Annotated in this window: 24 protein-coding genes; 17 read left to right on the top strand and 7 right to left on the bottom strand. The window is 70.3% G+C overall.

Features of this window, described 5'->3' with window-relative positions; genetic code table 11:
- The first annotated feature begins 66 nt into the window (after positions 1-66).
- The 3 genes from ACYVD1_RS25460 to ACYVD1_RS25450 all read left to right on the top strand — a co-directional run bounded on the left by ACYVD1_RS25460 (position 67) and on the right by ACYVD1_RS25450 (position 3,633).
- Entirely contained in the window at positions 67-1,671 is a 1,605-nt protein-coding gene (locus ACYVD1_RS25460) for a zinc-binding metallopeptidase family protein (protein ID WP_460777028.1), read from the top strand.
- Between the two features lie 104 nt (positions 1,672-1,775).
- Positions 1,776-2,555: a dienelactone hydrolase family protein gene (locus ACYVD1_RS25455; protein WP_460777045.1), complete on the top strand. Its 780-nt coding sequence runs from the start codon at positions 1,776-1,778 to the stop codon at positions 2,553-2,555.
- 97 nt (positions 2,556-2,652) lie between these two features.
- The gene (locus tag ACYVD1_RS25450) at positions 2,653-3,633 is read left to right on the top strand and encodes a DNA-binding protein (protein WP_460777027.1); all 981 of its coding nucleotides are present in this window, start codon (positions 2,653-2,655) and stop codon (positions 3,631-3,633) included.
- Here the strand turns inward: ACYVD1_RS25450 and ACYVD1_RS25445 are convergent.
- The 4 genes from ACYVD1_RS25445 to ACYVD1_RS25430 form a co-directional block, all read right to left on the bottom strand.
- Positions 3,617-3,865 carry a hypothetical protein gene (locus tag ACYVD1_RS25445; protein WP_460777026.1) on the bottom strand — a complete coding sequence of 83 codons (249 nt, stop codon included), beginning with the start codon at positions 3,863-3,865 and terminating at the stop codon, positions 3,617-3,619. The two genes, ACYVD1_RS25450 and ACYVD1_RS25445, sit on opposite strands and share 17 nt — an antisense overlap.
- Positions 3,862-4,059: a hypothetical protein gene (locus tag ACYVD1_RS25440; RefSeq protein ID WP_460777025.1), complete on the bottom strand. Its 198-nt coding sequence runs from the start codon at positions 4,057-4,059 to the stop codon at positions 3,862-3,864. The genes ACYVD1_RS25445 and ACYVD1_RS25440 overlap by 4 nt, the downstream gene beginning before the upstream one ends.
- 14 nt (positions 4,060-4,073) lie before the next feature.
- Positions 4,074-4,379, bottom strand: a complete 306-nt coding sequence (locus ACYVD1_RS25435; RefSeq protein WP_460777024.1) for a hypothetical protein — start codon at positions 4,377-4,379, stop codon at positions 4,074-4,076.
- A 240-nt stretch (positions 4,380-4,619) separates the two neighbouring features.
- The gene (locus ACYVD1_RS25430) at positions 4,620-4,994 is read right to left on the bottom strand and encodes a hypothetical protein (protein ID WP_460777023.1); all 375 of its coding nucleotides are present in this window, start codon (positions 4,992-4,994) and stop codon (positions 4,620-4,622) included.
- A gap of 210 nt (positions 4,995-5,204) precedes the next feature.
- On the opposite strand from ACYVD1_RS25430, the gene ACYVD1_RS25425 reads away from it, so the two are divergent.
- From ACYVD1_RS25425 to ACYVD1_RS25400, 6 genes are all read left to right on the top strand, one after another.
- Positions 5,205-6,053 carry a helix-turn-helix domain-containing protein gene (locus tag ACYVD1_RS25425; RefSeq protein WP_460777022.1) on the top strand — a complete coding sequence of 283 codons (849 nt, stop codon included), beginning with the start codon at positions 5,205-5,207 and terminating at the stop codon, positions 6,051-6,053.
- Positions 6,053-6,307: a DUF397 domain-containing protein gene (locus tag ACYVD1_RS25420; protein WP_460777021.1), complete on the top strand. Its 255-nt coding sequence runs from the start codon at positions 6,053-6,055 to the stop codon at positions 6,305-6,307. Before ACYVD1_RS25425 ends, ACYVD1_RS25420 begins: the two co-directional genes overlap by 1 nt.
- Positions 6,308-6,536: 229 nt before the next feature.
- Positions 6,537-7,487, top strand: a complete 951-nt coding sequence (locus tag ACYVD1_RS25415) for a ring-cleaving dioxygenase (protein ID WP_460777020.1) — start codon at positions 6,537-6,539, stop codon at positions 7,485-7,487.
- A complete protein-coding gene (locus ACYVD1_RS25410; RefSeq protein ID WP_460777019.1) occupies positions 7,484-8,116 on the top strand; it encodes an alpha/beta hydrolase in 633 nt (210 codons plus the stop codon). Before ACYVD1_RS25415 ends, ACYVD1_RS25410 begins: the two co-directional genes overlap by 4 nt.
- A 310-nt stretch (positions 8,117-8,426) precedes the next feature.
- Positions 8,427-9,197, top strand: a complete 771-nt coding sequence (locus ACYVD1_RS25405; RefSeq protein WP_460777018.1) for a TSUP family transporter — start codon at positions 8,427-8,429, stop codon at positions 9,195-9,197.
- A 46-nt stretch (positions 9,198-9,243) separates the two neighbouring features.
- On the top strand, positions 9,244-9,690 hold the full coding sequence (locus tag ACYVD1_RS25400) for a DUF6653 family protein (protein ID WP_460777017.1): 447 nt from the start codon (positions 9,244-9,246) through the stop codon (positions 9,688-9,690).
- Here the strand turns inward: ACYVD1_RS25400 and ACYVD1_RS25395 are convergent.
- Positions 9,623-10,564, bottom strand: a complete 942-nt coding sequence (locus ACYVD1_RS25395) for a TetR/AcrR family transcriptional regulator (RefSeq protein WP_460777016.1) — start codon at positions 10,562-10,564, stop codon at positions 9,623-9,625. The genes ACYVD1_RS25400 and ACYVD1_RS25395 overlap by 68 nt on opposite strands.
- 77 nt (positions 10,565-10,641) lie before the next feature.
- On the opposite strand from ACYVD1_RS25395, the gene ACYVD1_RS25390 reads away from it, so the two are divergent.
- Positions 10,642-12,339: a right-handed parallel beta-helix repeat-containing protein gene (locus ACYVD1_RS25390; protein WP_460777015.1), complete on the top strand. Its 1,698-nt coding sequence runs from the start codon at positions 10,642-10,644 to the stop codon at positions 12,337-12,339.
- Between the two features lie 70 nt (positions 12,340-12,409).
- Here the strand turns inward: ACYVD1_RS25390 and ACYVD1_RS25385 are convergent, their stop codons facing one another.
- The gene (locus ACYVD1_RS25385) at positions 12,410-13,207 is read right to left on the bottom strand and encodes a VOC family protein (protein ID WP_460777014.1); all 798 of its coding nucleotides are present in this window, start codon (positions 13,205-13,207) and stop codon (positions 12,410-12,412) included.
- Positions 13,208-13,598: 391 nt separating this feature from the next.
- On the opposite strand from ACYVD1_RS25385, the gene ACYVD1_RS25380 reads away from it, so the two are divergent.
- From ACYVD1_RS25380 to ACYVD1_RS25350, 7 genes are all read left to right on the top strand, one after another.
- Complete coding sequence (locus ACYVD1_RS25380) at positions 13,599-14,864, top strand: extracellular solute-binding protein (RefSeq protein WP_460777013.1); 1,266 nt, start codon at positions 13,599-13,601, stop codon at positions 14,862-14,864.
- A gap of 5 nt (positions 14,865-14,869) precedes the next feature.
- Complete coding sequence (locus ACYVD1_RS25375; RefSeq protein ID WP_460777012.1) at positions 14,870-15,826, top strand: carbohydrate ABC transporter permease; 957 nt, start codon at positions 14,870-14,872, stop codon at positions 15,824-15,826.
- An 18-nt stretch (positions 15,827-15,844) separates the two neighbouring features.
- On the top strand, positions 15,845-16,792 hold the full coding sequence (locus ACYVD1_RS25370) for a carbohydrate ABC transporter permease (protein WP_460777011.1): 948 nt from the start codon (positions 15,845-15,847) through the stop codon (positions 16,790-16,792).
- Positions 16,793-16,911: 119 nt separating this feature from the next.
- A complete protein-coding gene (locus tag ACYVD1_RS25365) occupies positions 16,912-18,837 on the top strand; it encodes a GH39 family glycosyl hydrolase (protein ID WP_460777010.1) in 1,926 nt (641 codons plus the stop codon).
- A 175-nt stretch (positions 18,838-19,012) separates the two neighbouring features.
- Positions 19,013-19,354, top strand: a complete 342-nt coding sequence (locus tag ACYVD1_RS25360; protein WP_460777009.1) for an ArsR/SmtB family transcription factor — start codon at positions 19,013-19,015, stop codon at positions 19,352-19,354.
- A 3-nt stretch (positions 19,355-19,357) separates the two neighbouring features.
- Positions 19,358-19,864 carry an SRPBCC family protein gene (locus ACYVD1_RS25355; protein ID WP_460777008.1) on the top strand — a complete coding sequence of 169 codons (507 nt, stop codon included), beginning with the start codon at positions 19,358-19,360 and terminating at the stop codon, positions 19,862-19,864.
- A complete protein-coding gene (locus ACYVD1_RS25350) occupies positions 19,864-20,484 on the top strand; it encodes a dihydrofolate reductase family protein (protein WP_460777007.1) in 621 nt (206 codons plus the stop codon). Before ACYVD1_RS25355 ends, ACYVD1_RS25350 begins: the two co-directional genes overlap by 1 nt.
- A 130-nt stretch (positions 20,485-20,614) precedes the next feature.
- On the opposite strand, the gene ACYVD1_RS25345 is transcribed toward ACYVD1_RS25350, so the two are convergent.
- Positions 20,615-22,282: a glucoamylase family protein gene (locus ACYVD1_RS25345; protein WP_460777006.1), complete on the bottom strand. Its 1,668-nt coding sequence runs from the start codon at positions 22,280-22,282 to the stop codon at positions 20,615-20,617.
- Positions 22,283-22,480: the final 198 nt, after the last annotated feature.

Below are 22,480 nucleotides of genomic sequence, written 5' to 3'. Positions count from 1 at the left end.
TGGGTCTTCGTGACCGCATCGAGAACGCGTGACGTGCACAGAACCGCCCCGTCGATGCCGGCGGCGATGACGCCGCAGAAGGACACCGCACTCAACTGGATCGAGGACCACCTCGACCGCCTCTCGGCCTGGCACAGCCAACTGTGGCACCTGGCCGAACCCGCCTGGCGCGAGTACGAGTCGGCGGAGCTGGTGAAGGGCATCCTCCGGGACCACGGATTCGAGGTCGAGGAGGAATCCGGCGGCATGCCGACCGCGTTCGCCGCCCGGTTCTCCCACGGCACCGGGGGATCGACGATCGGGGGCTACGCCGAGTACGACGCCGTGCCGGGCAACTGCCAGGCCGCCGCGACCAGCGAGCATCCGCGGGCGGGCCTGTCCCGATGGGCCGCCGGACACACGGACCCGCACAGCGCACTGGCGATCGGATCACTGGCCGGATTCCTCGGGGCCAAGGAAGCCATGACCACGCACGGCATCGACGGCTCACTGGTGTTCTTCGGTGAGCCCGCGGAGAAGGTCCGCGGCTCCAAACCCCTCCACGCGGCCGCCGGATACTACGACGGAGTCGACGCGTTCCTCAGCTTCCACCCCGCCTACATGCTGCCGTTCTCCAACACGGTCCGCTGGGAGACCCACTGCCGACCGAACTACTGCATGGTCTACACCTTCACCTGCGACGAACCGCACCACTGGAGGTCAGCGCCCGGCGGCGCCCCCATCCCACAGGCGCACACGGCACCTCGGGCGCCGGGGGCCAACGACGCCCTCGTGATGATGTACACGATGGGCAAGATGACCCGGGAGAACATCCTGCCCTCGGACAGCGGCTGGCTGGTCTCGGAGGCACTGCTGACGGCCGGGCAGGCAACCGCGGACAACCTCCCTGCGCACGTCGCCCAGCTCCAGTACGCCTGCCGCCTGGCCGACCTGGACCAGCTGGACACGCTGACGCAGGCCCTGGACCGCATCGCGGAGTCCGCGGCACAGGTCACCGGATGCAACTGGAGGCGCGACTGGGTGTCCAAGTCGCGCCCGGGGCTCGGCAACCACGCCATGGCGGAGGTGACCTACGCCAACATGCAGCTGACCGGACCCCCGGAGTTCGGTGCCGAGGCCGAATCCGCCGCCCGCGAGATCCAGGCGAACCTCGGCCTGGAGCCGATGGAGAAGCCGTTCCTGCCCGCCTGCTCGGAACTCGTCGAGCCCTGGGAAGCCGAGCGACAGCTGCGCCAGACCCTGCCGCCGTGGGTGAAGTACTCCACCACCGATGACTACACCGAGTACTGCTGGCACGCACCCACGGCACGCATGTACGTCGGACGCGCCATGCTCAACGCGCCAGAGGGGTTTTCGTACCCGGACTGGGCGATGAACGCGCTCGGTGGCATCCCGGAGACCATCGATCCGACATGGCGGGCGGCCGGCCGGACCATCAGCGCCACGATTCTCGACCTCTTGACCCGGCCCGACGTGCTGGCCGACGCCCAGCGGGAGTTCGAGGACCGCACGGGCGGCGGCATCGGCGGTGCGGACTGGATCCCGCCCCTGTGCGACTACGAGCCACCGACCGGGTTCCGATGGCCCGAGTACGTGACCACCCCGCGCGGGCGCGAATGGTGGATCCCCACGACCCCGGCCGATACCCGGCACGGGGACCGGTCCGGCTGAAGCCCGACCACGGCTGACCGCGGCGGTCGGCACGCGCGGCCGGAGACCGGTCCATACGGTCTTTCGCGCTTCCCCTTGACCTCAACCCCGGTTGATGCGGTGTACTGCACCGGACCAAGGAAGGAAGATCCGCCATTCCCACGAAGACTCTGCACATCCCCACCGCGGACGGCCAGGCCGACGCCTTCGCCGCCTACCCCGACCAAGGCGGACGCCACCCAGGCGTGCTCCTGTACATGGACGCCTTCGGCGTGCGGCCCGTGCTGGAGAAGATGGCCCGCCAACTGGCCGACCAGGGCTACTACGTGCTCGTCCCCAACCTCTACTACCGGCACGGCCCGACACCGGTGGTCGAACTCCCCGACCACATCGGAGAGGAGGCCCGGCCCGCGGTCTTCGCCGAGCTGATGCCGTTGATCGGGGCCCACACCACCGAACGCGCCCTGCGCGACGCCGACGCCTACCTCAGGTTCCTCACCGCCCAGCCCGAGGTCAGTCCCGGACCGGTCGCCGTCATGGGCTACTGCATGGGCGCCGTCCTGGCGCTGCGCACTGCGGCGGCCCACCCCGACCAGGTCGCCGCCGTCGCCGGATTCCACCCCGGCGAACTGGTCACCGAGGCGCCCGACAGCCCGCACCGCCTCGCCGCCGACATCACCGCCCAGGTCCACATCGGCCTCGCCGAGGACGACATGACCCCCGAGGCCGTCGGCGAGCTCCACCAGGCCCTCGACGCCGCGGGCGTCGTCTCCACGTGCGAGGTCTACCCGGGCACCGTCCACGGCTTCAGCATGGCCGACACCGACGCCTTCAGCGCCTCCGCGCTCCAGCGCCACTGGGACCGCCTGCTGCCCCTCTTGGGTCGCACCCTGGCCACCAGCTGACGCTCCCGGCTCCGGAGCCCCGGCCCGCACACGGGGATGAGGCGACCTGCCCTACGATCGGCACGGTTCCAGGCCTCATCCCCGAGGAGAGCTCTTCGTGATCCCGTCCAGCGGCCAAGGCGTTCCCCCGCGGCCTGCCGGGACCCCTGTGCCGCACCACACGGCAGACGCGATCCGGGCACGCAGCGCCCGCGTCATCGCGCTCGACACCAGGTTCGGGGCCCGAGAGCTCGTGGGTACCTCGGTGCGGGCCGCCGCCTGGGCATACGGGACAGCGCAGGCCCCATCCCGCACGGACCGCGACCTGCTTGCGGCCTCGGCCGAGGCCCACCAGGTGGCCGGGTGGATCTGCTTCGACGCCGAACGGCAGGATCTCTCGCGCCGGATGACCCTGGAAGCAGTGCGGTCGGCGCGCGCCGCCGGGGACCGGGCCATGGAGTACTTCGCGCTGTCCCAGTTGGCCATGCAGGACGTCCACCTCAACAGGCCCGCCGAGGCCGAGAGCGTCTGCGCCACCGCGGCGGACGAGAACGTTGCCGGGGCCGTGGCCACCCTGTTCACCCTGCGCCGGGCCCGCGCCGCCGCACAGAGGGGCGAGCGCGCCCGCGCGCAGGCGCTCATCCGCGAGACCCACAGCCGGTACCTGGAGGGTCCCCGGCACGGCGACCCGGCCTGGGCGTGGTGGGTGAGTGCCCCGGAGATCGCCTGGCACCACGGGATGATCTATGCCGAGTTGGGGGAGTGGGCACGGTCAGCCGAGCGCTTTACCGCGGCGGCTGACGGTCCCGGGTACCAGCGGGCGGAGATCATCGCGCAGACGAGCCAGCTGTGGGCCCTCGCGCATGCACAAGCCTGGCCGGAGGCAGAGGAGGTCCTGGTGGACCGTGTGCTCCCCAGGATCAACGAGGTGGGGTCCGTGCGCGCCGAACGCCAGCTCGGTGCGGCTGCCGCCCTGCTGCAGGAGGCGCCGCGCTCCACCCTGGCCGACGCCGCGCGCCACCTGCGGGCAACCACCATCGGCGAGCCCCGCGCACGCGGGGATGGACCGGTGGTGAAGGACTTCAACCGTCGGACCTGACGGTCAACGCTACGATCCGGTGCCCGTAGACCAAAACGGTCATTACGTACCCGATCCCGTGCAACCGGCGAACGAAGGGGTCGTCGTAGTCGGGGTGGGGCTGGGCCATCACCGCGGGGTCGTCGGTGTCCGCCAACGCCAACAGGTCATTGCCTACCCGGATCCTTACCCGGGGCGGCAGGGTTCGCATCTGACCGCGGACGGGGCCCGCGAGGGTGACGGCTCGCTTCAAGCGGCGCGCTCCGGGTGCTCGGCGTCATCCAGGAGGACACCGAAGAGTTCCTCGCGCATGGTTGCGTCGTCAGCGGCCTCGATGGTGACTCCCTCGGGGGGCAGGTCGGCGTGCGCGCGTTCCAGGGCGCGGCGCACCACGTCGGCCTCGGAGGGGGTGGAGCTGTCGAGGCGCGGTTCCTGGGAATCGGACACGGGACTCTCCTTCGTCAGGCGGCGGGCGCGGTGGTCTGGCGACCCTGCTCGCCAACAAGGCGCTGGCGGGGCAGGGAGTCGACGGCGACCTGGATGCCGGAGAGCAACTCCAGGAGGGTGATGCCGAAGTGATCGGCGATTCCGTCCAGGTCCTCCACGGTCCAGCTGCGGCGGCCATGGACCTTGGCGGAGACGTTGGTTCGGTCCTGCGCCAGACTGGCGGCCAAGCTGGTGTGGGTATCGCCGCACCGGCGCATGAGTACGGCGACGGTGTCGCTGATCTGCTCCTGGCGGCGTGACCGCTTCTTGGGGGTGGCCATGGCAGCACCGTATCAAATAGTCACGCCCGAGCTGCTGGAGTCTCGGAGGGTTCGTTGGACGCCGCTGAGCGAAACCCCGCCGATGACCGGGAGGCTGGCACCAGTTCGGGTGCCAGCCTCTTCGTCTGATTCCCTGCCCGTACGCGGGTGCTGTGGCGTCAGCGGACGACGGGTGGGGTTGCACCAGTGGGCGGCCCCACCCACCCCCCGGGGGGGCTGAAGTGCAGCTCGGGCGGCAGGTCAGTCGAGCCGGGTGCGTGCTCGGTCGAAGGTGCGGCCGAGTTCGAAGAGGCGGACGAGGTGGGTGGCGGCCTGGACGGTGGTGGGCAGGTCCGCCATGTCCTCGCAGATCGTGAGTTCGACGCTGCCGATGCGGTCGGGGTCCAGCTTGATCTGCATGCTCAGGTCCTCGTCATCGACGATGAGGAAGTCCGGTGTCTTCCGGTCGAAGTCCTGAACCCGCAGGCCAGCGGTGCGGAGCAGGTCGCGGATGGCGGCGCAGTAGCGCATGAACTGCTCGGGGGAGAGGACCAGCGGGTCCTCGTCGTCGATGGAGGTGTCGACCTTGTCCCACTCCTGGGGAACAATGGGGGTCGGGATGCGAACGTCGTTCATGGCGCTCCGTCCTCTTAGGCCGCCTGAGGTGGGTATAGAGGGACCAACTCGTGTTCCCACCCCAGGCGGCTGCTTGTGTTTCAGCGGGCAGGGCGCGGAAGAGTGCTCGCACCCTGTGAGACCTGCCTCACCTAGTGCTAGGCTGATCTGCGTCAAGTAATTAGTCAAGCTGTAAGTACAATTTTCCCAGACAACTTCAGGGAGATGCGGATGCCCAAGCGGAAGCCGACCCTGCGTGCGCAGTGGCTGGGGAAGATGCTGAAAGAGCTGCGGGAACAGAACGGTCTCAAGCTCACGGATACGGCTGAGTACTTGCAGCGAAGCTTCTCCGCTATCAGCAAGTTCGAGTCGGGCGCCCTGCCCGTCCGCGAGCCTGAGGTGCTGGCGCTGATGGACCTCTACGGAGTGGAAGGCGAGCGGCAGCGGGCGGCGCTTCTCAGGCTCTCCAGCGAAATCAGTAAGACCGGCTGGTGGGAGAAGTACTCGTCTGAGGTGGCGGACTGGTTCGTTGACTACATGTGGTTGGAGAGCCGCGCCGAGCGTATCCAGGCGTTTGACGTAACGCCTATCAACGGGCTGTTGCAGACACCCGCATACGCGGAAGCACTGTTTCGTGCTGCCAACCCACATGATTCATCCGCTCAGATCGAACGCGGCGTCGAGCTCAGGATGTCACGGCAGCGGGTTCTCGAAGGTGAGAACGCCACAGAGCTGGAGATTCTCGTTGAGGAGGCCGCCCTGCGCCGCGTCGTGGGTGGGTGGGAAGTGATGAGGGATCAGCTCAGGCACCTGCTCGCTCAGCTGGAGCGAACCAACGTCAAAATTCGAGTGATCACTTTCGAATCAGGTGCCTTGGTGAGCCCTGATGGGGGATTCCGACTGATCCACATGGCTGACCCGTTTCCCCTGATTGCCTACGCTGTTAGCCCTGCGGGTGGTTTCTACATGGAGTCCGATGCCGCAGTTGGACAGGCCGCCACTTACGATCGGCTGCGAGAGATGAGCTTGAGTCCTGAGGACTCGGCCGCGTTCATCGCGGCCTTGGAGAGGAAGCAATAATGAACCGGGACACGCCTGCCGTTACAGGTTGGCGCACCAGTAGCTACAGTGCGAACGGCGGGGGCGAGTGCGTCGAGGTCGGCTGGCACATCAGTAGCTACAGCCCTGACGGTGGGCGCAGCTGCGTCGAAGCCGGTCCCGTCCTGAACGAGCCCCAGCGGTTCGCCGTGCGTGACTCCACGCATCGGAACCTGGGCTACCTTTCCTTCCCCTCCACCGAGTGGGCCGCCCTCCTCGGCAGCGCTGTGCGTTAACCGCTCACCCCCAACCCCCCAAGACCCCTGTGGGGCGGTCACCGGCACGTCCGGCGGCCGCCCCACTGCTGTGTTCAGGCCTGCTTGGCGCGTCCTTGATCCCGGCCAGGCGACCTCTCGGGCACCGTGGGTGAGGAGGCATTCGCACCGGAATTAGTTTAAGATTCAACTTGTTGCACCGGGTGGCCCGCCAGCAGTCCGCCCCGCAGCTCGAGGAAAGGTGAAGGACATGGACGTGCGCCCCTCGGGGATCCACCACGTGACCGCGGTCGCGAGCGACCCCCAGGCCAACGCTGACTTCTACCTGAACGCCCTGGGCATGCGCCTGGTCAAGCGCACGGTGAACTTCGACTCCCCGGACACCTACCACCTCTACTACGGCGACCGCGCGGGCAACCCCGGCACGATCATGACCTTCTTCCCCTGGCCGGACGCGCCCCAGGGCCGCATCGGCGCCGGTCAGGCCACCACCACGACCTTCTCCGTCCCCGAAGGCTCGCTGGGCTGGTGGGCCGAACACCTCTCCGCCCTCAACGTGCCCGCCACCCGCCCGAGCGAGCGCGGCGAGGAGGACGTCCTCACCCTGCGCGACCCCGACGGCCTGGTCATCGAGCTGGCCGCCAGCAGCGACCACCACGACACCGACCCCTGGGACGGGGGAGTGGTCCCCACCGAGCACGCCATCCGCGGCATCCGCGCGGTCACCTTCACCGAGCAGAACGCGGACGGCACCGCCCAGATGCTCGGCGACCAGCTGAACTTCCGCCTGGACAGCGAGCAGGGCAACCGGATGCGCTTCCGCACCAGCGACTCCGGCGACGGCGTGGGCACCATCGTCGACGTCCTGGCCGACCCCAAGGCCGAGCGCGGCATGGTCGCCGCCGGAACCGTCCACCACGTGGCCTACCGAGCCCCGGACACCCCCATGCAGGACGCCTGGCGCCAGCGCCTGGCCGAGGACGGGGTCGGGGTCACCGAGATCCGCGACCGCACCTACTTCACCTCGATCTACTTCCGCGAGCCCGGCGGCGTCCTGTTGGAGATCGCCACCGACGGCCCGGGTTTCGACTACGACGAACCGCTCCTCGAACTGGGCCGCGCGCTGCGGCTGCCGCCGTGGCTGCAGCCCGACCAGGAGCAGATCGCCGCCAGCCTGCCCCACCTGGAGGTGCGCCAGTGACCACCACCGAGGACTTCGTCCACGTCTTCGAACCGGCCACCCGGCCCGACGCCCCGACCCTGCTACTGCTCCACGGGACCGGCGCCGACGAACACGACCTGCTTCCGCTGGGCCGTGCCCTGGCACCGGGGGCCGCCCTGCTCTCCCCGCGCGGCAAGGTCGACGAGCACGGCATGAACCGCTGGTTCCGCCGCGTGCGCGAGGGGGTCTTCGACGTCGAGGACCTGATCGTGCGCACCGCCGAGCTGGCCGGCTTCGTCAAGGCCGCCACCGCCGACTACGACCTGGACCCGGCGCGGATCGTGGTGAGCGGCTTCTCCAACGGCGCCAACACCGGTGCAGGGCTGCTGCTCCTGCACCCGGGCCTGGTCTCGGGAGCGGCGCTCTTCGCGGGCGGCGCCCCGCTCCAGGGGCGCGAGCCGGATCCGGTGGACCTCGCGGGCACGCGGGTGTTCCTGGGCAACGGGGTGGCCGACCCCATCACCACCGTCGACCAGGCGCGCCTGCTCGCCGCCCAGCTGGGGGAGCGGGGCGCGCGGGTGGAGGCACGCGAGCACCCCGGGGGACACCAGCTCACCCAGGAGGTGCTGGTCCAGGCCAGGGACTGGTTCGACCGCTCCGGCCTCTGAGCTGACGCTGCGGGTTCTGACCGAACTCCCACCCAGACGGCGGTGGCGTCCCGTGCACCCGGGCGTCACCGCTTCCTTTGCGCCAAGTACGAATCTACTTCGTAAAGGTGGTGCTGCTGAATGGTACAAACAAGCACACCCAACACCGCGCCCATCACAAACGCCCCGTCTCGCGCAGCACCTGTAAGGGGACCGGTGTCCCACTCCCCGGCCAGAGCACACGAAAGCGCTGGTTAGACTCGCCTGCGTTCCGTTCCCCGTCCTGAAGAGACCCCATGATCCCCTCAATCAGTGCAGGCGCCCGGTAAGCATGGACCCCGAAATCCTCGGCTTCCTCCTCGCCGTCGCCCTCGCCGCGGGCTGGATCGACGCCGTCGTCGGCGGGGGAGGGCTCCTCCTGCTCCCCGCCCTCATGGTCGCCGCCCCCAACACACCCCTGGCCACGCTGCTGGGCACCAACAAGCTCGGCTCCGTGTTCGGCACCACCTCGGCGGCCATCGCCTACGCCCGCAAGGTCAGGATCGACCGACGCGTCGTCGTCCCCACCGCCGCCCTCGCCCTCCTGGGGTCCGGGCTCGGTGCGGCCATGGCCACCGCCCTGACTTCCGACGTCCTCACTCCCGTCATCATGGTCGTCCTGGCCGGGGTCGCCCTCCTGGTGGTCTTCCGCCCCGCCATGGGCAGCACGAGCAACCCCGGGCTGCGTACCCGCAACCGGATCCTGGCGGTCCTGGCCCTTGCCGGGCTCGGCGTGAGCTTCTACGACGGCCTCATCGGCCCCGGCACCGGCGTCTTCCTCATCATCGCCTTCACCGCCGTCCTGGGCATGGACTTCGTCTCCGCCTCGGCCTCGGCCAAGATCGTCAACGTGTGCACCAACCTCGGCCCCCTGGCGGTCTTCGCCTTCGGCGGTCACGTGGACTGGCTCCTGGGGCTGGGTCTGGCGATGTGCACCATCATCGGCGCCCAGATCGGCGCCCGCATGGCCCTGCAGCGAGGCTCGGGCTTCGTGCGGGCAGTGCTCCTGATCGTCGTCCTGGCGCTGCTGGCCCGCATGGGCTGGGACCTCTTCTTCGCCTGAACCCGGGCTCGTAGGATGGCGTCAGATTCCTGCGAGCGGAGAAGCGATGGCCAAGGAGACCCGGGGCGGCTTCGCCCGATTGCGGCGGGCGGTATTCGCCCGGCACTCGAACCCGTGGAGCGCGTGGACCAGGTGGGCGACTATCCCGCTGATCACCGTGCCGGTGTGGAACCGTAGCTGGAAGCAGGCGGGGGTCCTCGCAGTCTGGTTCGCGCTCAACCCGGTGGTCTTCCCCCGGCCGGCCCACGAACAGGCGTGGTCTACCAGGGCCATGCTCGGCGAGGAGCAGTGGATCGTGGACCGGCCGAGAGACGCGGCTCTGGCGGTCAACGCCGTCGGCTCGGCCGCCGCCGTCGTCGCGGTGCTCGGTGCCCGGTACCGCAGGCCGTGGACCACCGGGACGGCCTGCGCGGCACAGATGGCGCTCACGCTCGTGTACTGGGAGCAGATGGCCCGCTACTACGACCGGAGCCTGGTGCGGAGCGAAGACTGAGCGGCCCGCGCCTGCTCCGGTAGGCCCGCTGGCGGCAGGCCGGGGAGCAGTAGTCCTTGGGGCGCCCGAAGCCGGTGTAGGCGACCGGGCGGCCGCATTCGACGCACTCGGTGGTGTGCGCGACCCCCTTTGATTCGTCACGACTTTCGTCACGAACGCGGGTCTGGATCCCGTCCAGTACCCGGGCCAGCCCGTACTCGAACGCGTCCGGCGGGGACTCGTAGGCCCCTTCCGCATAGAGGCGGTTCAGCGTCGGGTAGCGCTCATCCAGCTCTTCGAACAGCGACTCGCGTTCACCCCACCACTCCTCGTGGCTGAGCCCGCTGGTTTGCTCGGCCCTCGCTCGTTCGGACTCCTGTGCCGCGGCGCCCTCGACGTAGTCGCCGACCAGGGCCACCGCGGCCACGACCTCGGCCGGGGGGAGCCCGGTGCGGGCCATAGCGGTCAGCGCGCGTTCGAAACCCGCCACCGCGTTGGGGCCCGGCACCTGGCGGGCTCCGGATGCCTCGGCCAGCCACGGGTGCCGCCGGTGCAGCTCCATCCCCTCGCGCGCCCAGGCTTCTACCGCGGTCCGCCACGGCAGGTCATCGTCTGTGGCCGTATCCGGCGGCCCGTCGACGTGACCCTGCCCGCTCGGTGCCCACTCGCCAAGGACCCGCTCGCGCATCAGGCCGACCAGCTCGGCCTTGCCCGGTACATGGCGGTACAGCGACATAGAGGTGAAGCCGAGCCGTTCGGCCACGCGGCGCATCGATACCGCGGCCAGCCCTTCGGCGTCGGCCACCGCGACCGCGTGGTCGACGATGCGCGCCAGGTTCAGGTCCCCTCTGCGGCCCGGGGCCCACAGCAGCTCGGTGCCGTGTTCGGGATCCATGCTCTTCCTTCGTCCGCTCGTGTTGTCTACCAGCATCTGTTAGTTTATGACATATACAAGATCTGGGAGGATCGTCCGTGTACTCCGTCGACCCAGCCGGAGACGACTCCGGCCCCGGAACGATCGACCACCCCTTCGCCACGCTCGAACGCGCCCGCGACGCCTCCCGTGCCGCGGCCACCCGTGGTGCCGTGATCAGCCTGCGGGCGGGCACCCACCGCCTCACCCGGACCCTGCACCTGACCGGGGCCGACTCCGGGGTGGTCTACCAAGCCCACGGCTACGGCACCGCCGAGCAGGAGGAGGTCGTGATCAGCGGCGGCCGGGTCATCACCGGATGGACCGAAGCCGGGGCGGGAGTACGCCGGGCCGAGGCCCCCGGGCTGGCCACCCGCCAGCTCTCCGTGGGCGGACGCCGGGTGCCACGGGCCAGTGCGCTCCTTGAACACGAGCCCACCCGGACCGACTCCGGCTACCGGTGCACGCACCCCGAGGCGCGGTCCTGGAACGGCGAGGTCGAACTGGTCTACCAGGGCGCCTACCCCTGGCCCGAAGCGCGCTGCCCGGTACAGGCCGTGGAGCGGGACGGCGAGACCACCGTCCTGACCATGGCCCAGCCCGCCTTCGCGCGCGCCAGCCGGCTCTACCGGGCGGTCGTGCCCTGGCAGGAGGGCGAGGACGTTGCCGTCGACCGCCCCACACACGTGGAGAACAGCCCCGACCTGCTCACCGGGGGCACCTTCGCCCTCGACAACGGCGTCCTGTACCACCGGCCGGGCCCCGAAGACCGCCTCGGCGAGGATTCCGCCGGAGAGGCGGACGAGGTGGTGGCCCCGGTCCTGGAGCGCCTCGTGCACGCCACCGGCGCAACCGGCCTGGTCTTCCGCGGCATCACCTTCGCCGACACCACCTGGCTCCGACCCAGCCAGCCCGAGGGTTTCCTGCACTACCACGGCAACGGCTACCACGACGGCGGGGACGTGTTCACCGTGGAGTTCACCGAGGGCGGGCATGTCACCGTCCCCACCGACAGCGCCGCCATGCCGGGCAACGTGCTCTTCGACAACTGCTCGCGCACCGTCCTGGAGGGGTGCCGCCTGACCCGCATGGGAGCGGTCGCCCTGGAGTTCCACGGCGGCACGGACAACGCGGTGCTCCGCAGCCGGGTCGATGGCGTCTGCGGCGGCGGCGTGGTCGTGACGGGGGAGACCCGGACCCGGATCGAGGACACCCACGTGCACGGCGTGGGCCGCGACTACCGGGGCACGCCCGCGATCCTGCTCTCCGACACCCGTGAGGCCCTCGTGGCGCACAACCGGGTCGGCCACGTGCCGCACGCGGGCATCGTGCTCTACAGCAGCAGGGGAGCCCGCCTGCTGAGCAACCTCGTCCACGACACGATGCTGGTCCTGGCCGACGGGGGCGGGATCTATGTCTCCGAGCCCCAGGGGGAGGGGGAGGAGGACGCCGCGGTGGTGGCCCGCAACGTCGTCCGCGACACCGTGACCTCCTACAACTTCGGCCTCTACACCGACTACGGGGCGGCGTGGCTGAGCGTGCGCGACAACGTCGTGCACCGGGCCGAGACCCCGGTGGTGCTCCAGGTGTGGCCGCCGCTGGAGCACGTGTCCTTCGTCGGCAACCACTGGGACGCCGACCCCGGCCCGGCCCCCGAGGGCGTGACCCTGTCCGGCAACCGGGTGCTCGCGGAAGCGGACTTCGCCACCGACCCGCGGGTCGCCGCAGTCGTAGCCCAGGCGGGGCCGCGCACCTGATCCACGCACGCAGCCCCGGCAGACTCGGCGGGTTCCACCGGAGCCCGCCCGCCAGGTCGGTCGGCGGCGGTCACGCCTGTGCGGTCACGCACCAGTGGAAGCTGTCGGGGTCGGTGAATCGTCCGGCGTAGGCACCGTGCTCGCCCTCGCCCGCCGCGGCGGTGACGCGGCCGCCCGCCGAATCCACGGCGCCGAGCAGGGCGTCCACGTCCGCACGGGAGGCGGCGGTGCAGGTGAGCTCGAGCGCGGAGAAGCCCTCACCGTGATCGTCGACGCCGACGTCCTTGGCCAGGGCCCGGCGAGGCAGAAGGCCCGGGCGACACTCGCCGTCGGCGATGGCGAAGTCGACGAACTTGTTGCCGTAGTCGTGGCGGGTGCTCATGCCCAGCGCCGCGTAGAAGGCCTTGGACACCTTCGGTTTGGCGACGCCGAGGTAGACGGCTGTCTCGATCGGTTCCGGCGGATCGGGCACGGGGCCGGTGTCCTTCTTGGTGTCGGCGGCAAGTTTCCACACGGCCCCGTCCGGTGCCCGGTAGACGGCCGTGTACTCGCCGAAGAGCTCCTTCTTCGCGGGTTTGACGACCGTCGCACCCCGGCCGGTGGCGGCCTCCAGGAGGGTCCGGACCTCGGCGGGCTGGCGGACGATCACGGACAGGACGTGACCGCCGAACCCCATGGTCACCGCTTCAGTACCGGTGTCCGCGGCCAGTTCCCCGAGGTTGCGCAGGGCGAGCTGGCCGGTGCCGTACAGGTCCAGGACGGCGGCGTCGCTGTCGGCCGCCGTGGCCGCGAAGGCGTCCGTGTAGAAGGCGCGGGCCGCTTCCACCTCCGGTACGCCGACGGTGACGGTGTCCAGGGAGAGCGCCATCGGGTGACTCCTTCGCGCGGTTGGCAGCGGTTGGTCGGTGGTGGGACAGCTCCGTCCAGCCAACCAGGGCCGTCGGCTGCTGGCTTCTCGATTCCTGACCGGTCCGGTGGCGCCGTAGGCAGGGCGCCGTCCGAGGAGTAGGGCCCTCGGAACCCCCGGCGGATCCGGCCTCGTGTAACAAGCACGATCCTTGCTCTTTACGAGTCTCGCCGCAGTGTGACACAGTGCACCATGAAACCGGTTTCAAGGATTGTTGCACCACTCTGAGCAGCACACGAACACAGCCGCGCCCACCACCCGCACCTCCGTCGCCCCGCCCACGGGCACCCAGAGCACACCCGAACCGTCCTCCCGTGACAACGACGGGCCACCCCCCCCGGGAGAAACAGCCATGACACGTCCGCCACACCTGCGCACCAGCGCCCTCCTCCTGGCCGGGGCCCTGGCCCTGACCGCCTGCGGGCGCGCCGAACCCGAGGACGCGGCCAACGACGCCGAATCCCTCTCCGACGGGCCCGCCACCGGCACCATCACCGTCTGGGCCATGGGCGGCGAGGGCGAGAACCTGCCCGAGCTCGCGGAGGGCTTCGAAGAGGCCAACCCCGACGCCGACGTCGAGGTCACCCCGGTGCCCTGGGACGCCGCGCACGACAAGATCTCCACCGCCATCGCCGGGGACTCCACCCCCGACGTGGCCATGGTCGGCACCACCTGGATGGCCGAGTTCGCCGCGACCGGCGCCCTGGAAGCCACACCCCCCGAATTCGAACCCGACGCCTACTTCCCCGCCCTGTGGGAGTCCACCGTCGTCGACGACACCTCCTACGCGGTGCCCTGGTACGGCGACACCCGCCTGATGTACTTCCGCTCCGACCTGGCCGAGGACGCGGACGCCGAAGCGCCAACCACCTGGGAGGAGACCCGCGAGTTCGGCCAGGCCCTGCACGAGGAGGGCGCCGACCAGGGCGTCTCCGTCTTCCCCGGCGGCATCGGCTCCTGGCAGACGTTCCTGCCGTTCTACTGGCAGGCCGGGGGCGACATCCTCGACGGCGACGGCGGCTTCGACCTGGACAACGACGCCATGGTCGAGGCCCTGGAGTACTACCAGAGCCTCTTCGACGACGGCCTGTCCTCCGACACCCGCCAGGACGAGGTCCTCGAACCGCACTTCGTCGAGGGCCGCATCGGCTCCTTCTACTCCGGTGCCTTCCACGGCGGCCTGCTCAACGAGGTGGGCGGCGAGGACTTCGACGAGCAGTGGGACGTGGCCCCGATGCCCGAGGCCGCCACCACCGGAGCCTTCGCCGGCGGCGGCAACCTGGTCGTCTTCGACGGGGCCGGCGACCGCGACTCCGCCTGGAAGCTCGTCGACTACCTCAGCGACCCCGTGGTCCAGGCCGAGTGGTACGGCATCCAGTCCGCCCTGCCCTCGGTGCGCGAGGCCTGGGACCTGCCCGAGATGGCCGAGGACGAGCGCCTGGCGCTCTTCGGTGAGCAGCTGGAGACCGCCATCGCCCCGCCGGCCATCCCCAACTGGGAGCAGGTCGCCGCGGTCATGGAGAGCGAACTGGAGCTGGCCGTGCGCGGCGGCCAGAGCGCCGAGGAGACCGCCGCCAGCATCCAGTCCCAGGCCGAGTCCATCGGGACCGGGGAGTAACCCACGTGAGCACCCCGACCACGGCACCGGCCACCGCACCGCAGCGACCCCCAGGCCAGCGCCCCCGAGGCTGGCGCGCGCTCAGCCGACGCACCCGAGCGGGCGTGATCGGTTGGGGTTTCGCGCTCCCCTTCGTGCTGCTCTTCGCCGCCTTCACCGCGGGCCCGGTGCTGATGTCGCTGCTGATGAGCTTCACCGACATGCGCGCGGCCGACCTGCGCACGCCCTGGGCCGTGGAACTGGCGGGCCTGGACAACTTCGCCCGGCTCCTGGGCGACGACAAGTTCCTGCGGTCGATGGCCAACACCCTCGCCTTCGTCCTGGTCGGAGTGCCCCTGACCATCGGCGTGGCGCTGGCCATCGCACTTGCCCTGGACCGGGGCATCACCCGGTTCCGGACCTTCTTCCGGACCGGCTTCTACCTGCCGGTGGTGACCAGCATCGTGGCCGTGGCCGTGGTGTGGCGCTTCCTGCTCCACCCCGACACCGGCCTGGTCAACACCGCCCTGGCCACGGTGGGCATCCCCGGTATCGACTGGCTCAGCAACACGGTCACTGCGCTACCGGTGCTCATCGTCATGGCCGTCTGGCGCAATTTCGGCACCCTGATGGTCATCTTCCTGGCCGGGCTCCAGGGCATCCCCCGCAACCTCTACGAAGCCGCCGAGATCGACGGTGCCGGACCCTGGCAGCGGCTGCGCTCGATCACCCTGCCGATGATGCGGCCCATCATCCTGTTCGGGGCCGTCATCACCGGTATCGGTTTCCTCCAGGTCTTCGAGGAGCCCTTCGTCATGACCCAGGGCGGCCCCTTGGACGCCACCCGCACCGTCTCGTACCACATCTACACGCAGTTCGGCTTCGGCAACTACGCCTACGCGGCGGCGATGAGCTACGTGCTGTTCGTGTGCATCATCGCGCTCACCGTGCTGCAGTTCCGACTCCTGCGCTCGCGGACCTGAAGGAGGGGTTCTCCGCACATGGCAACGACACCCCGCCCGCCCGCGCCGCAGCAGGCTCGGGCCGACGACCGCACCATGGCTGGGCACGCCGGCGACCGCACGCCCGCCCGAACCCGCACTCGAACCCGCCCCCGGACACGGGAGTGGCGCCGCCCCACGGGACGGGCCCTGGTCCTGACCGCCTTGTCGGCGGGCCTGGTCCTAGTCGTGACCCCCTTCGTGTGGATGCTGCTCAGCTCCGTCAAGTCCGACGCCGAGATCCGCCAGGTCCCGCCCACCTGGTGGCCCGCCGAGCCCACGCTGGACAACTTCGTCGAGCTGTTCCAGCGCTTGGACATGGGCACCTACGCGTTCAACTCGCTGTTCGTGGCCGTGGCCATCACCCTGGGCAACGCCGTGTTCTGCTCGATGGTGGGCTACGCGCTGGCCAAGATCGACTTCCCCGGCCGCAAGGCGCTGTTCGCGGTCGTGCTCGGCACGCTCATGGTGCCCGGCATGGTCACCTTCGTGCCGCTGTTCGTCCTGGTCAGCAACATGGGGCTGGTCAACACCTACGCAGGGATGATCCTGCCCTTCCTGGTCACGCCCCTGGGGGTGTTCCTGATGCGCCAGTTCATCGCCCAGCTGCCCGACGACCTCATCGAGGCCGCCCGCATCGACGGCGCCAGCGAGCTGCGCATCTTCTGCCAGGTCATCATGCCCTTGACCGGGCCGGACGTGGCCACGCTGAGCCTGCTCACCTTCCTGGGCGCCTGGAACAACTTCCTGTGGCCGCTGGTCGTGGCCCAGACCGAGGACATGTACACCCTGCCGGTGGCCATCGCCCTGTACTCCATCGGACAGAACGCCACCCAGTACGGCCTGCTCATGGCTGGCGCCGTGGTGGTCGTGGTGCCCGTCCTCGTGCTGTTCGTGTTCCTGCAGCGCTACTTCGTCCAGGGCATCGCCACCACCGGTATCAAGTGAGGCCGCCACGCACACCCGCTGTCAAGCGGGGCCACCGACACCTGCCACGCACGACCGCGACCGAGAGCCGCCACGGGGAACCGCCACCGCGGCCGACCACCCAGACAAGGGGAAGACACGTGACACAGGAGCACACCACCGGCACCGCCCGGCACGACTGGGAGGCCCGCATCGGCATCGCCAGCGGCGCGGCGGTCTCGACCGCGCCGCTCCTTCCGCCGCCCACCGGGCTCAGCGCCCAGGACGGCCGGGGCCAGGTCACCCTGACCTGGAACCCGGTGCCGCACGCGGTGGGCTACCAGGTCTACCGGTCCGAGGACCCCCACGGCCCCTTCGCCCCCGTCGACCACCGGGGCCTGGACGTGCTCGCCGTGCCCCACCCGCCCTACACCGACACCACCGCCGAACCCGGCCGCACCTACCATTACACCGTGGCCACCCTGAGCGACGTCACGGTGCAGGGCGGGCAGAGCCCGCCGGTCAAGGGCACCGCACAGGCCCAAGGGGCGGGCGTCGTCGAGGTCGCTGTGGACACCGCCGCAGGCCAGGGCCCCCTACCCCGTCCCTGGCGCCCCATGATCGGCTCCGAACACCTGTCCTACCTGTTGGAGGAGGACACCAGCGGCGGGCGTCCCATCGGCGAGGAGCTGCGGGCGGCGCTGGCCGCGGCGCGCGAGCACTTCGGCCCCCGCACCGTACGGGCCCACGGCATCCTCTGCGACGACCTGGGCGTGTACCGCGAGGTCGACGGCCAGCCCGTGCACGATTTCACCGGCATCGACCGCGTCTACGACACCGTTCGCGACCTGGGCTACCGCCCCGTGGTGGAGCTGTCGTTCATGCCGCGCGACCTGGCCGGCGACCCCGACAAGACCGTTTTCGAGTACGACGCCGTCATCTCCCCACCCAAGGACTACCGGCGCTGGTACGACCTCGTGCACGACTTGGTCACCCACCTCGTGGACCGCTACGGGCTGGACGAGGTCCGCGACGAGTGGTCCTTCGAGGTGTGGAACGAGGCCAACCTGGAGGTGTTCTGGAGCGGTACCCCCGAGGAGTTCTGGCACCTGCACGACGCCTCCGTGGCCGCCGTCAAGGACGTGCACCCGGACCTGCGGGTGGGCGGGCCCTCCTCGGCCGCCTCGGGGTGGGTGGAGGAGATGCTGGACCACCTGGACCGGGTCGGGTCCGAAGGCGTCAACACCGTCTTGGACTTCGCCTCCACCCACACCTACGGTTCCCCGCCCCTGGACGTGCGCCCCCAGCTGGCCCGCCACGGCCGTGCCGACACCCCCGTGTGGTGGACCGAGTGGGGTGTGACCCCCCAGCACTTCAACGCCGTCAACGACTCGGTCTTCTCCGCCGCCTTCCTGGCCCGCGGTATGCGCTCGGCCGCCGGACGCATCGAGGCCCTGTCGTACTGGGTGGTCTCCGACCACTTCGAGGAGCTGGGCCGCCCGCCCGCGCTCATGCACGGCGGCTTCGGCCTGCGCACCGTGGGGGACCTGGCCAAGCCCCGCTTCTGGGCGCTGTCGATGCTGGACCGCCTGGGCGCTGAACAGCTCGCCGTCACCGCCGTCGGCGACGGGGCCGGTTCCCTAGTGGAGTCCTGGGCGGGCGCCGACCCCGACGGCCGGGTCGCGGTGATGCTGTGGAACGGCACCCTGGACCAGACCAAGGCGGCCGGTGCGCCCCTGCTCGACCGCACGGTGCGCCTGCGCCTGGACCATCTGGCCAACGGTGACTACGTGCTGCGACACCTGCGGGTCGACCACGGGCACTCCAACGTGGCCGAGCGCTGGCGCGCCCTGGGCGGTGCGGTGCGCGGGTCCGACGAGGGCATGCGCCCCTCGGCAGGGGAGGGCGCCCCCGAGGGGAGCTTGTGGCCCGACGAGGAGCAGTGGGAGCGCCTGCGGCGGAAGGACGTCCTGGAGCCGTTGTACCCCGAGCGTACCGTCACCGTCTCCGGTGGGAGCTTCGAGGTGGACTTCGACCTGCCCCAGCCCGCGCTCTCGCTGGTGGAGCTGGTCCCCGTGGTCGGCTGATTCGCTCACGCGCGAAGAGCCGCCCGCCCCGTTCGCCGGGGCGGGCGGCTCAGTCGTGTGCGGTTCGGTTTCCAGTGGCGGCGAGCGCGCGAACCTCGGGGCATTGCCGGATCTGACCAGACCTTTCTGGTTCCTCCCGCTTGATATATTCCGATATAGGCATATATTGGAATCCATGGCACGAGCAGCAACCACGTCGGACGTCTTCAACGCGATCGCCGAACCGCAGCGCCGGGAGATCCTGGCGCTGCTGCGGGAGGGTGAGCTGCCGGTGACCGAGCTGGCCCAGGAGTTGGGGATGACCCAGCCGGGGACGTCCAAACACCTGCGGGTACTCCGGGAGGTCGGGCTGGTGCGGGACCGCAAGGCAGGCAAACAGCGCCTGTACGGCCTTGACGCCCGCGGGCTGCGACCGGTCCATGAGTGGACCGGCGGATTCGAGCGGTTCTGGAACGAGAGCTTCTCCCGGCTGGACGCGTACGTGCAGGACCTCAAGCAGGCACAACAGGGGGAGTGACCGATGGCAGAGCAAGGACGGGACACGGCGGGGCAGTCAGCCGCGGCCGAGCGCGAGATCGTGGTCTCCCGGATCATCAGTGCCCCACGGGAGCTGGTGTTCGAGGCGTTCACCGAAGCGCGGCACCTGGCGCAATGGTGGGGACCGCACGGGTTCACCACCACCACGAGGGCGTTCGAGTTCCGCGTCGGCGGAGTGTGGGACTTCGTCATGCACGCCCCGGACGGGACGGACTACCAGGAGTGGATCTCCTGGACCGAGATCGCCCCGCCGGAGCGGATCGCGTTGCTCCACGGTGAGTCCCGGGACGACCCGAACGCCTTCGAGTCGGTCCTCACGTTCACGCCCGACGGCGCGGCGACCCGGGTCGAGATGCGCACGGTCTTCCCCACCAAGGAGCTGCGCGACGAGGCGGTCGAGAAGTACCACGCGGTCGAGGGCGGCACCCAGACCCTGAGCAACCTGGCTGCCTACGTCACCGAGATCGTTCGGAAGGGAGCTGAAGACTGATGGCAGGGCTGGTGTTCTTCAGCGTGTCGATGTCGCTGGACGGGTTCATCGCGCCCGAGTCCCCTAAGGACTTGATGGGGCGGCAGTGGATGGAGCTGCAGCAGTGGATCTTCCCGCAGCGGTTCTTACGGGAGCGCCTGAAGCTCGGCGAGGGCGGCGAGGAAGGGCGCGACAACGACATCGTGCGTGAGACCTTCGAGCGCACCGGCGCGAGCGTGATGGGAAAGCGCATGTTCGACGCCGGCGAGCAGGCGTGGCCGGAGGAGGCGCCGTTCCGCACGCCGGTCTTCGTCGTGACGCACGAAAGGCGTGACCCCTGGGAGCGGCCGGGTGGGACCACCTTCCACTTCGTCAACGACGGCATCGAATCCGCGCTCGGCCTGGCCCGCGAGGCCGCCGGTGACCTGGACGTCCGCATCGCGGGCGGCGGCGCAACGATCGTGGATTACGTCAACGCCAGCCTGGTCGACGAGTTCTCGATCGCGCTCTCACCCGTGCTGTTCGGCTCCGGAATCCGCCTGTTCGAGGGTGTGGACGCGGGCCGCGTGGCCCTGGAACCGGTCCGTGCGGAGCCCTCCCCAAGGGTGACGCACCTGACCTACACCGTCCGGGAGCGGTAGCTGTCCCGAACTCCGCGCTCTCCCGCCGAGGTCAGCTGCCCGCGGACGGCCCGGCCCGCCACGAGCCCGCGATCAAGCCGCCCGCCCCCTTCGCCGGGACGGGCGGCTTGATCGTGCGGCGGTGCGGTTCTTAGCGGCCCACCTCCTGGTCGGCGGGGATGTTGAAGGTCTCCACACCCATCACGGGGCGCAGCCGCTCACCGATCTCGCCCTCGGTGAAGGCGTCCCGGAGCACGTCGTCGGCGAGTTCGTTGCCCAGCGCCGCCATGGCCATCCCCTGGTCCAGGGACAGGTGCAGCTCGGCCACGGTCCCGCTGCCCACGGCCACGGCGTCGGCGAAACCGCCCTGGCCGTAGACGTCGAAGTCGGCGCGCAACCGCTCCAGGTTGTCCACCGCCTCCTCGGGCGCGTGCGACAGCGCCATGAACGCGGCGTGCGGGGTCACCACCCCGTCGCCGAACTCCGGCTCCGGTCCGGGCTCGCGGCAGTCCCCGAACCCGTAGTCGACCTCGGTGCCCTCACGGTCGGAGGGGTAGGCGTCCAGGCCCATGCCCAGCGCCGGGGCGCCGTAGACGCCGTAGTCGGCGAAGGGGTCGCTGGAGGGCGAGAAACCCCAGTACCCGTACTCGGCCTCGTCGAGACCGTGCTCGATCTGGCCGTGCACGAACGCCGGGTTGGTGCGGCCCCAGCTGTCGGGCGCCCAGTCCTCCTCGGGGACGAACAGCGGCGGCATCATCGCCTCGAACATCCCGCCGCCCCAGCTGGGCACGTACCGGGTGTCGCGGTACTCGAAGGAGCCCTGGAAGACCGGCACACCCCAGTGTTCGGTCCACTCGCCCTCGGGCATTTGGCTCTGCACGTCGGCGAACTCGCAGGTGTCGGGGAAGGTGCGGTAGGCGCCGAAGTAGTGCTCGCGCGGAATCTGCCCCAGGCCGATTCCCACGTAGGTGGCGATGCGGGTCTCGGAGTTGATGAGGTCGTAGTGGTTGCAGGTGAACCACACCTTGTCCTCGGCGGGCTTGCCGTCGGCGCGCTTGCCCGGCACGCTGCAGTCGTCGGCGGGCTCTTCGGCCCAGAACCCGCCGCGCAGCTGGCCGGCGCCCCCGTCCTCGCGCACGTGCGGGTCGTAGTAGTAGCCGAAGTCCATGCTCTGCAGCAGATCGTCGGCCCGCTCGTGCAGGGCGGGTTCAGCGTTGCTGACCACCGCCAGAGCCGCGGCCAGCCACCCGTTGTCGACGCTGGAAGCGAAGTGGTCGACCTTCTCGCCGTCCTCGGGCCAGACCTCGACCAGGTCGCCGGTGGCCGGGTCGTACCAGTTGTAGAACTGGCCGGAGTCCTCGTGGCGTTCGAGGGACTCCAGGGTGGTGACCGTGCGCTCCAGGCGCTGGTGGGCCTCGTCGCCGTCGATGAGGTCGAGTTCGCGCGCCACCACCGTCGACCACAGGTAGGCGCCGATGTTGGTGGGGGAGGTGTAGGCGCGGCGGCTGTCCGGCTCCAAGGAGGTGTCCAGCTTGTCGGTGGGCAGCCCCGTTTCCGGGAACGCCATGGCGTCGAAGGAGGCCCAGGTGGTGGCGGCGTACTCGAGGAGCAGCGCCTCGTGGGCGTCGGCACTGCCCGAGGAGGCCGAGGGGCCGGTGTCGGCGACGGCGGCCGGTCCGGTCAGGGCCAGGGCCCCGGCCAGGGCTGCGGCCCCGGCCGCGGCACGGCGGCGTCCGGCCGACGGGACCGGGGCTGCGGAGACCGGTGGGTCCGGTGGGGCGGGAGAGGTCGGTTGTGCGCGGTGAGCGGGGGTGGCCATACGGGCTCCGATGAGGGGTTGGGGATGGAGCGGCCGGTTCCCAGGGGGTGCTCGATCGGGCCGTCGCCCGCCCGTGGGCGGCTCGGCGAGCCCTGTGTGCGCGTGCGCGCGTCAGCCCCCGTGGGCGTGGGCCGTTGGGGCCGTGGCGCCGCAGCTGGTGCGGACCACGAGTTCGGTGGGCAGGTGGTGGCGGCGGGT

The organism is Nocardiopsis nanhaiensis (genome assembly GCF_054778635.1).
Note: the sequence above shows the minus strand (reverse complement) of the source record. Positions and strands in the feature narration are given on the sequence as shown.

Bases quoted from the DNA above. Each gene is read 5' to 3' on its own strand.
- ACYVD1_RS25380 (WP_460777013.1), top strand. From the start codon at position 13,599: ATGACACGTCCGCCACACCTGCGCACCAGCGCCCTCCTCCTGGCCGGG.
- ACYVD1_RS25430 (WP_460777023.1), bottom strand. From the start codon at position 4,994: ATGAACGACGTTCGCATCCCGACCCCCATTGTTCCCCAGGAGTGGGAC.
- ACYVD1_RS25425 (WP_460777022.1), top strand. From the start codon at position 5,205: ATGCCCAAGCGGAAGCCGACCCTGCGTGCGCAGTGGCTGGGGAAGATG.
- ACYVD1_RS25370 (WP_460777011.1), top strand. From the start codon at position 15,845: ATGGCAACGACACCCCGCCCGCCCGCGCCGCAGCAGGCTCGGGCCGAC.
- ACYVD1_RS25400 (WP_460777017.1), top strand. From the start codon at position 9,244: ATGGCCAAGGAGACCCGGGGCGGCTTCGCCCGATTGCGGCGGGCGGTA.
- ACYVD1_RS25435 (WP_460777024.1), bottom strand. From the start codon at position 4,379: ATGGCCACCCCCAAGAAGCGGTCACGCCGCCAGGAGCAGATCAGCGAC.
- ACYVD1_RS25360 (WP_460777009.1), top strand. From the start codon at position 19,013: ATGGCACGAGCAGCAACCACGTCGGACGTCTTCAACGCGATCGCCGAA.
- ACYVD1_RS25395 (WP_460777016.1), bottom strand. From the start codon at position 10,564: ATGGATCCCGAACACGGCACCGAGCTGCTGTGGGCCCCGGGCCGCAGA.
- ACYVD1_RS25460 (WP_460777028.1), top strand. From the start codon at position 67: ATGACGCCGCAGAAGGACACCGCACTCAACTGGATCGAGGACCACCTC.
- ACYVD1_RS25405 (WP_460777018.1), top strand. From the start codon at position 8,427: ATGGACCCCGAAATCCTCGGCTTCCTCCTCGCCGTCGCCCTCGCCGCG.
- ACYVD1_RS25415 (WP_460777020.1), top strand. From the start codon at position 6,537: ATGGACGTGCGCCCCTCGGGGATCCACCACGTGACCGCGGTCGCGAGC.
- ACYVD1_RS25350 (WP_460777007.1), top strand. From the start codon at position 19,864: ATGGCAGGGCTGGTGTTCTTCAGCGTGTCGATGTCGCTGGACGGGTTC.
- ACYVD1_RS25420 (WP_460777021.1), top strand. From the start codon at position 6,053: ATGAACCGGGACACGCCTGCCGTTACAGGTTGGCGCACCAGTAGCTAC.
- ACYVD1_RS25345 (WP_460777006.1), bottom strand. From the start codon at position 22,282: ATGGCCACCCCCGCTCACCGCGCACAACCGACCTCTCCCGCCCCACCG.
- ACYVD1_RS25385 (WP_460777014.1), bottom strand. From the start codon at position 13,207: ATGGCGCTCTCCCTGGACACCGTCACCGTCGGCGTACCGGAGGTGGAA.
- ACYVD1_RS25355 (WP_460777008.1), top strand. From the start codon at position 19,358: ATGGCAGAGCAAGGACGGGACACGGCGGGGCAGTCAGCCGCGGCCGAG.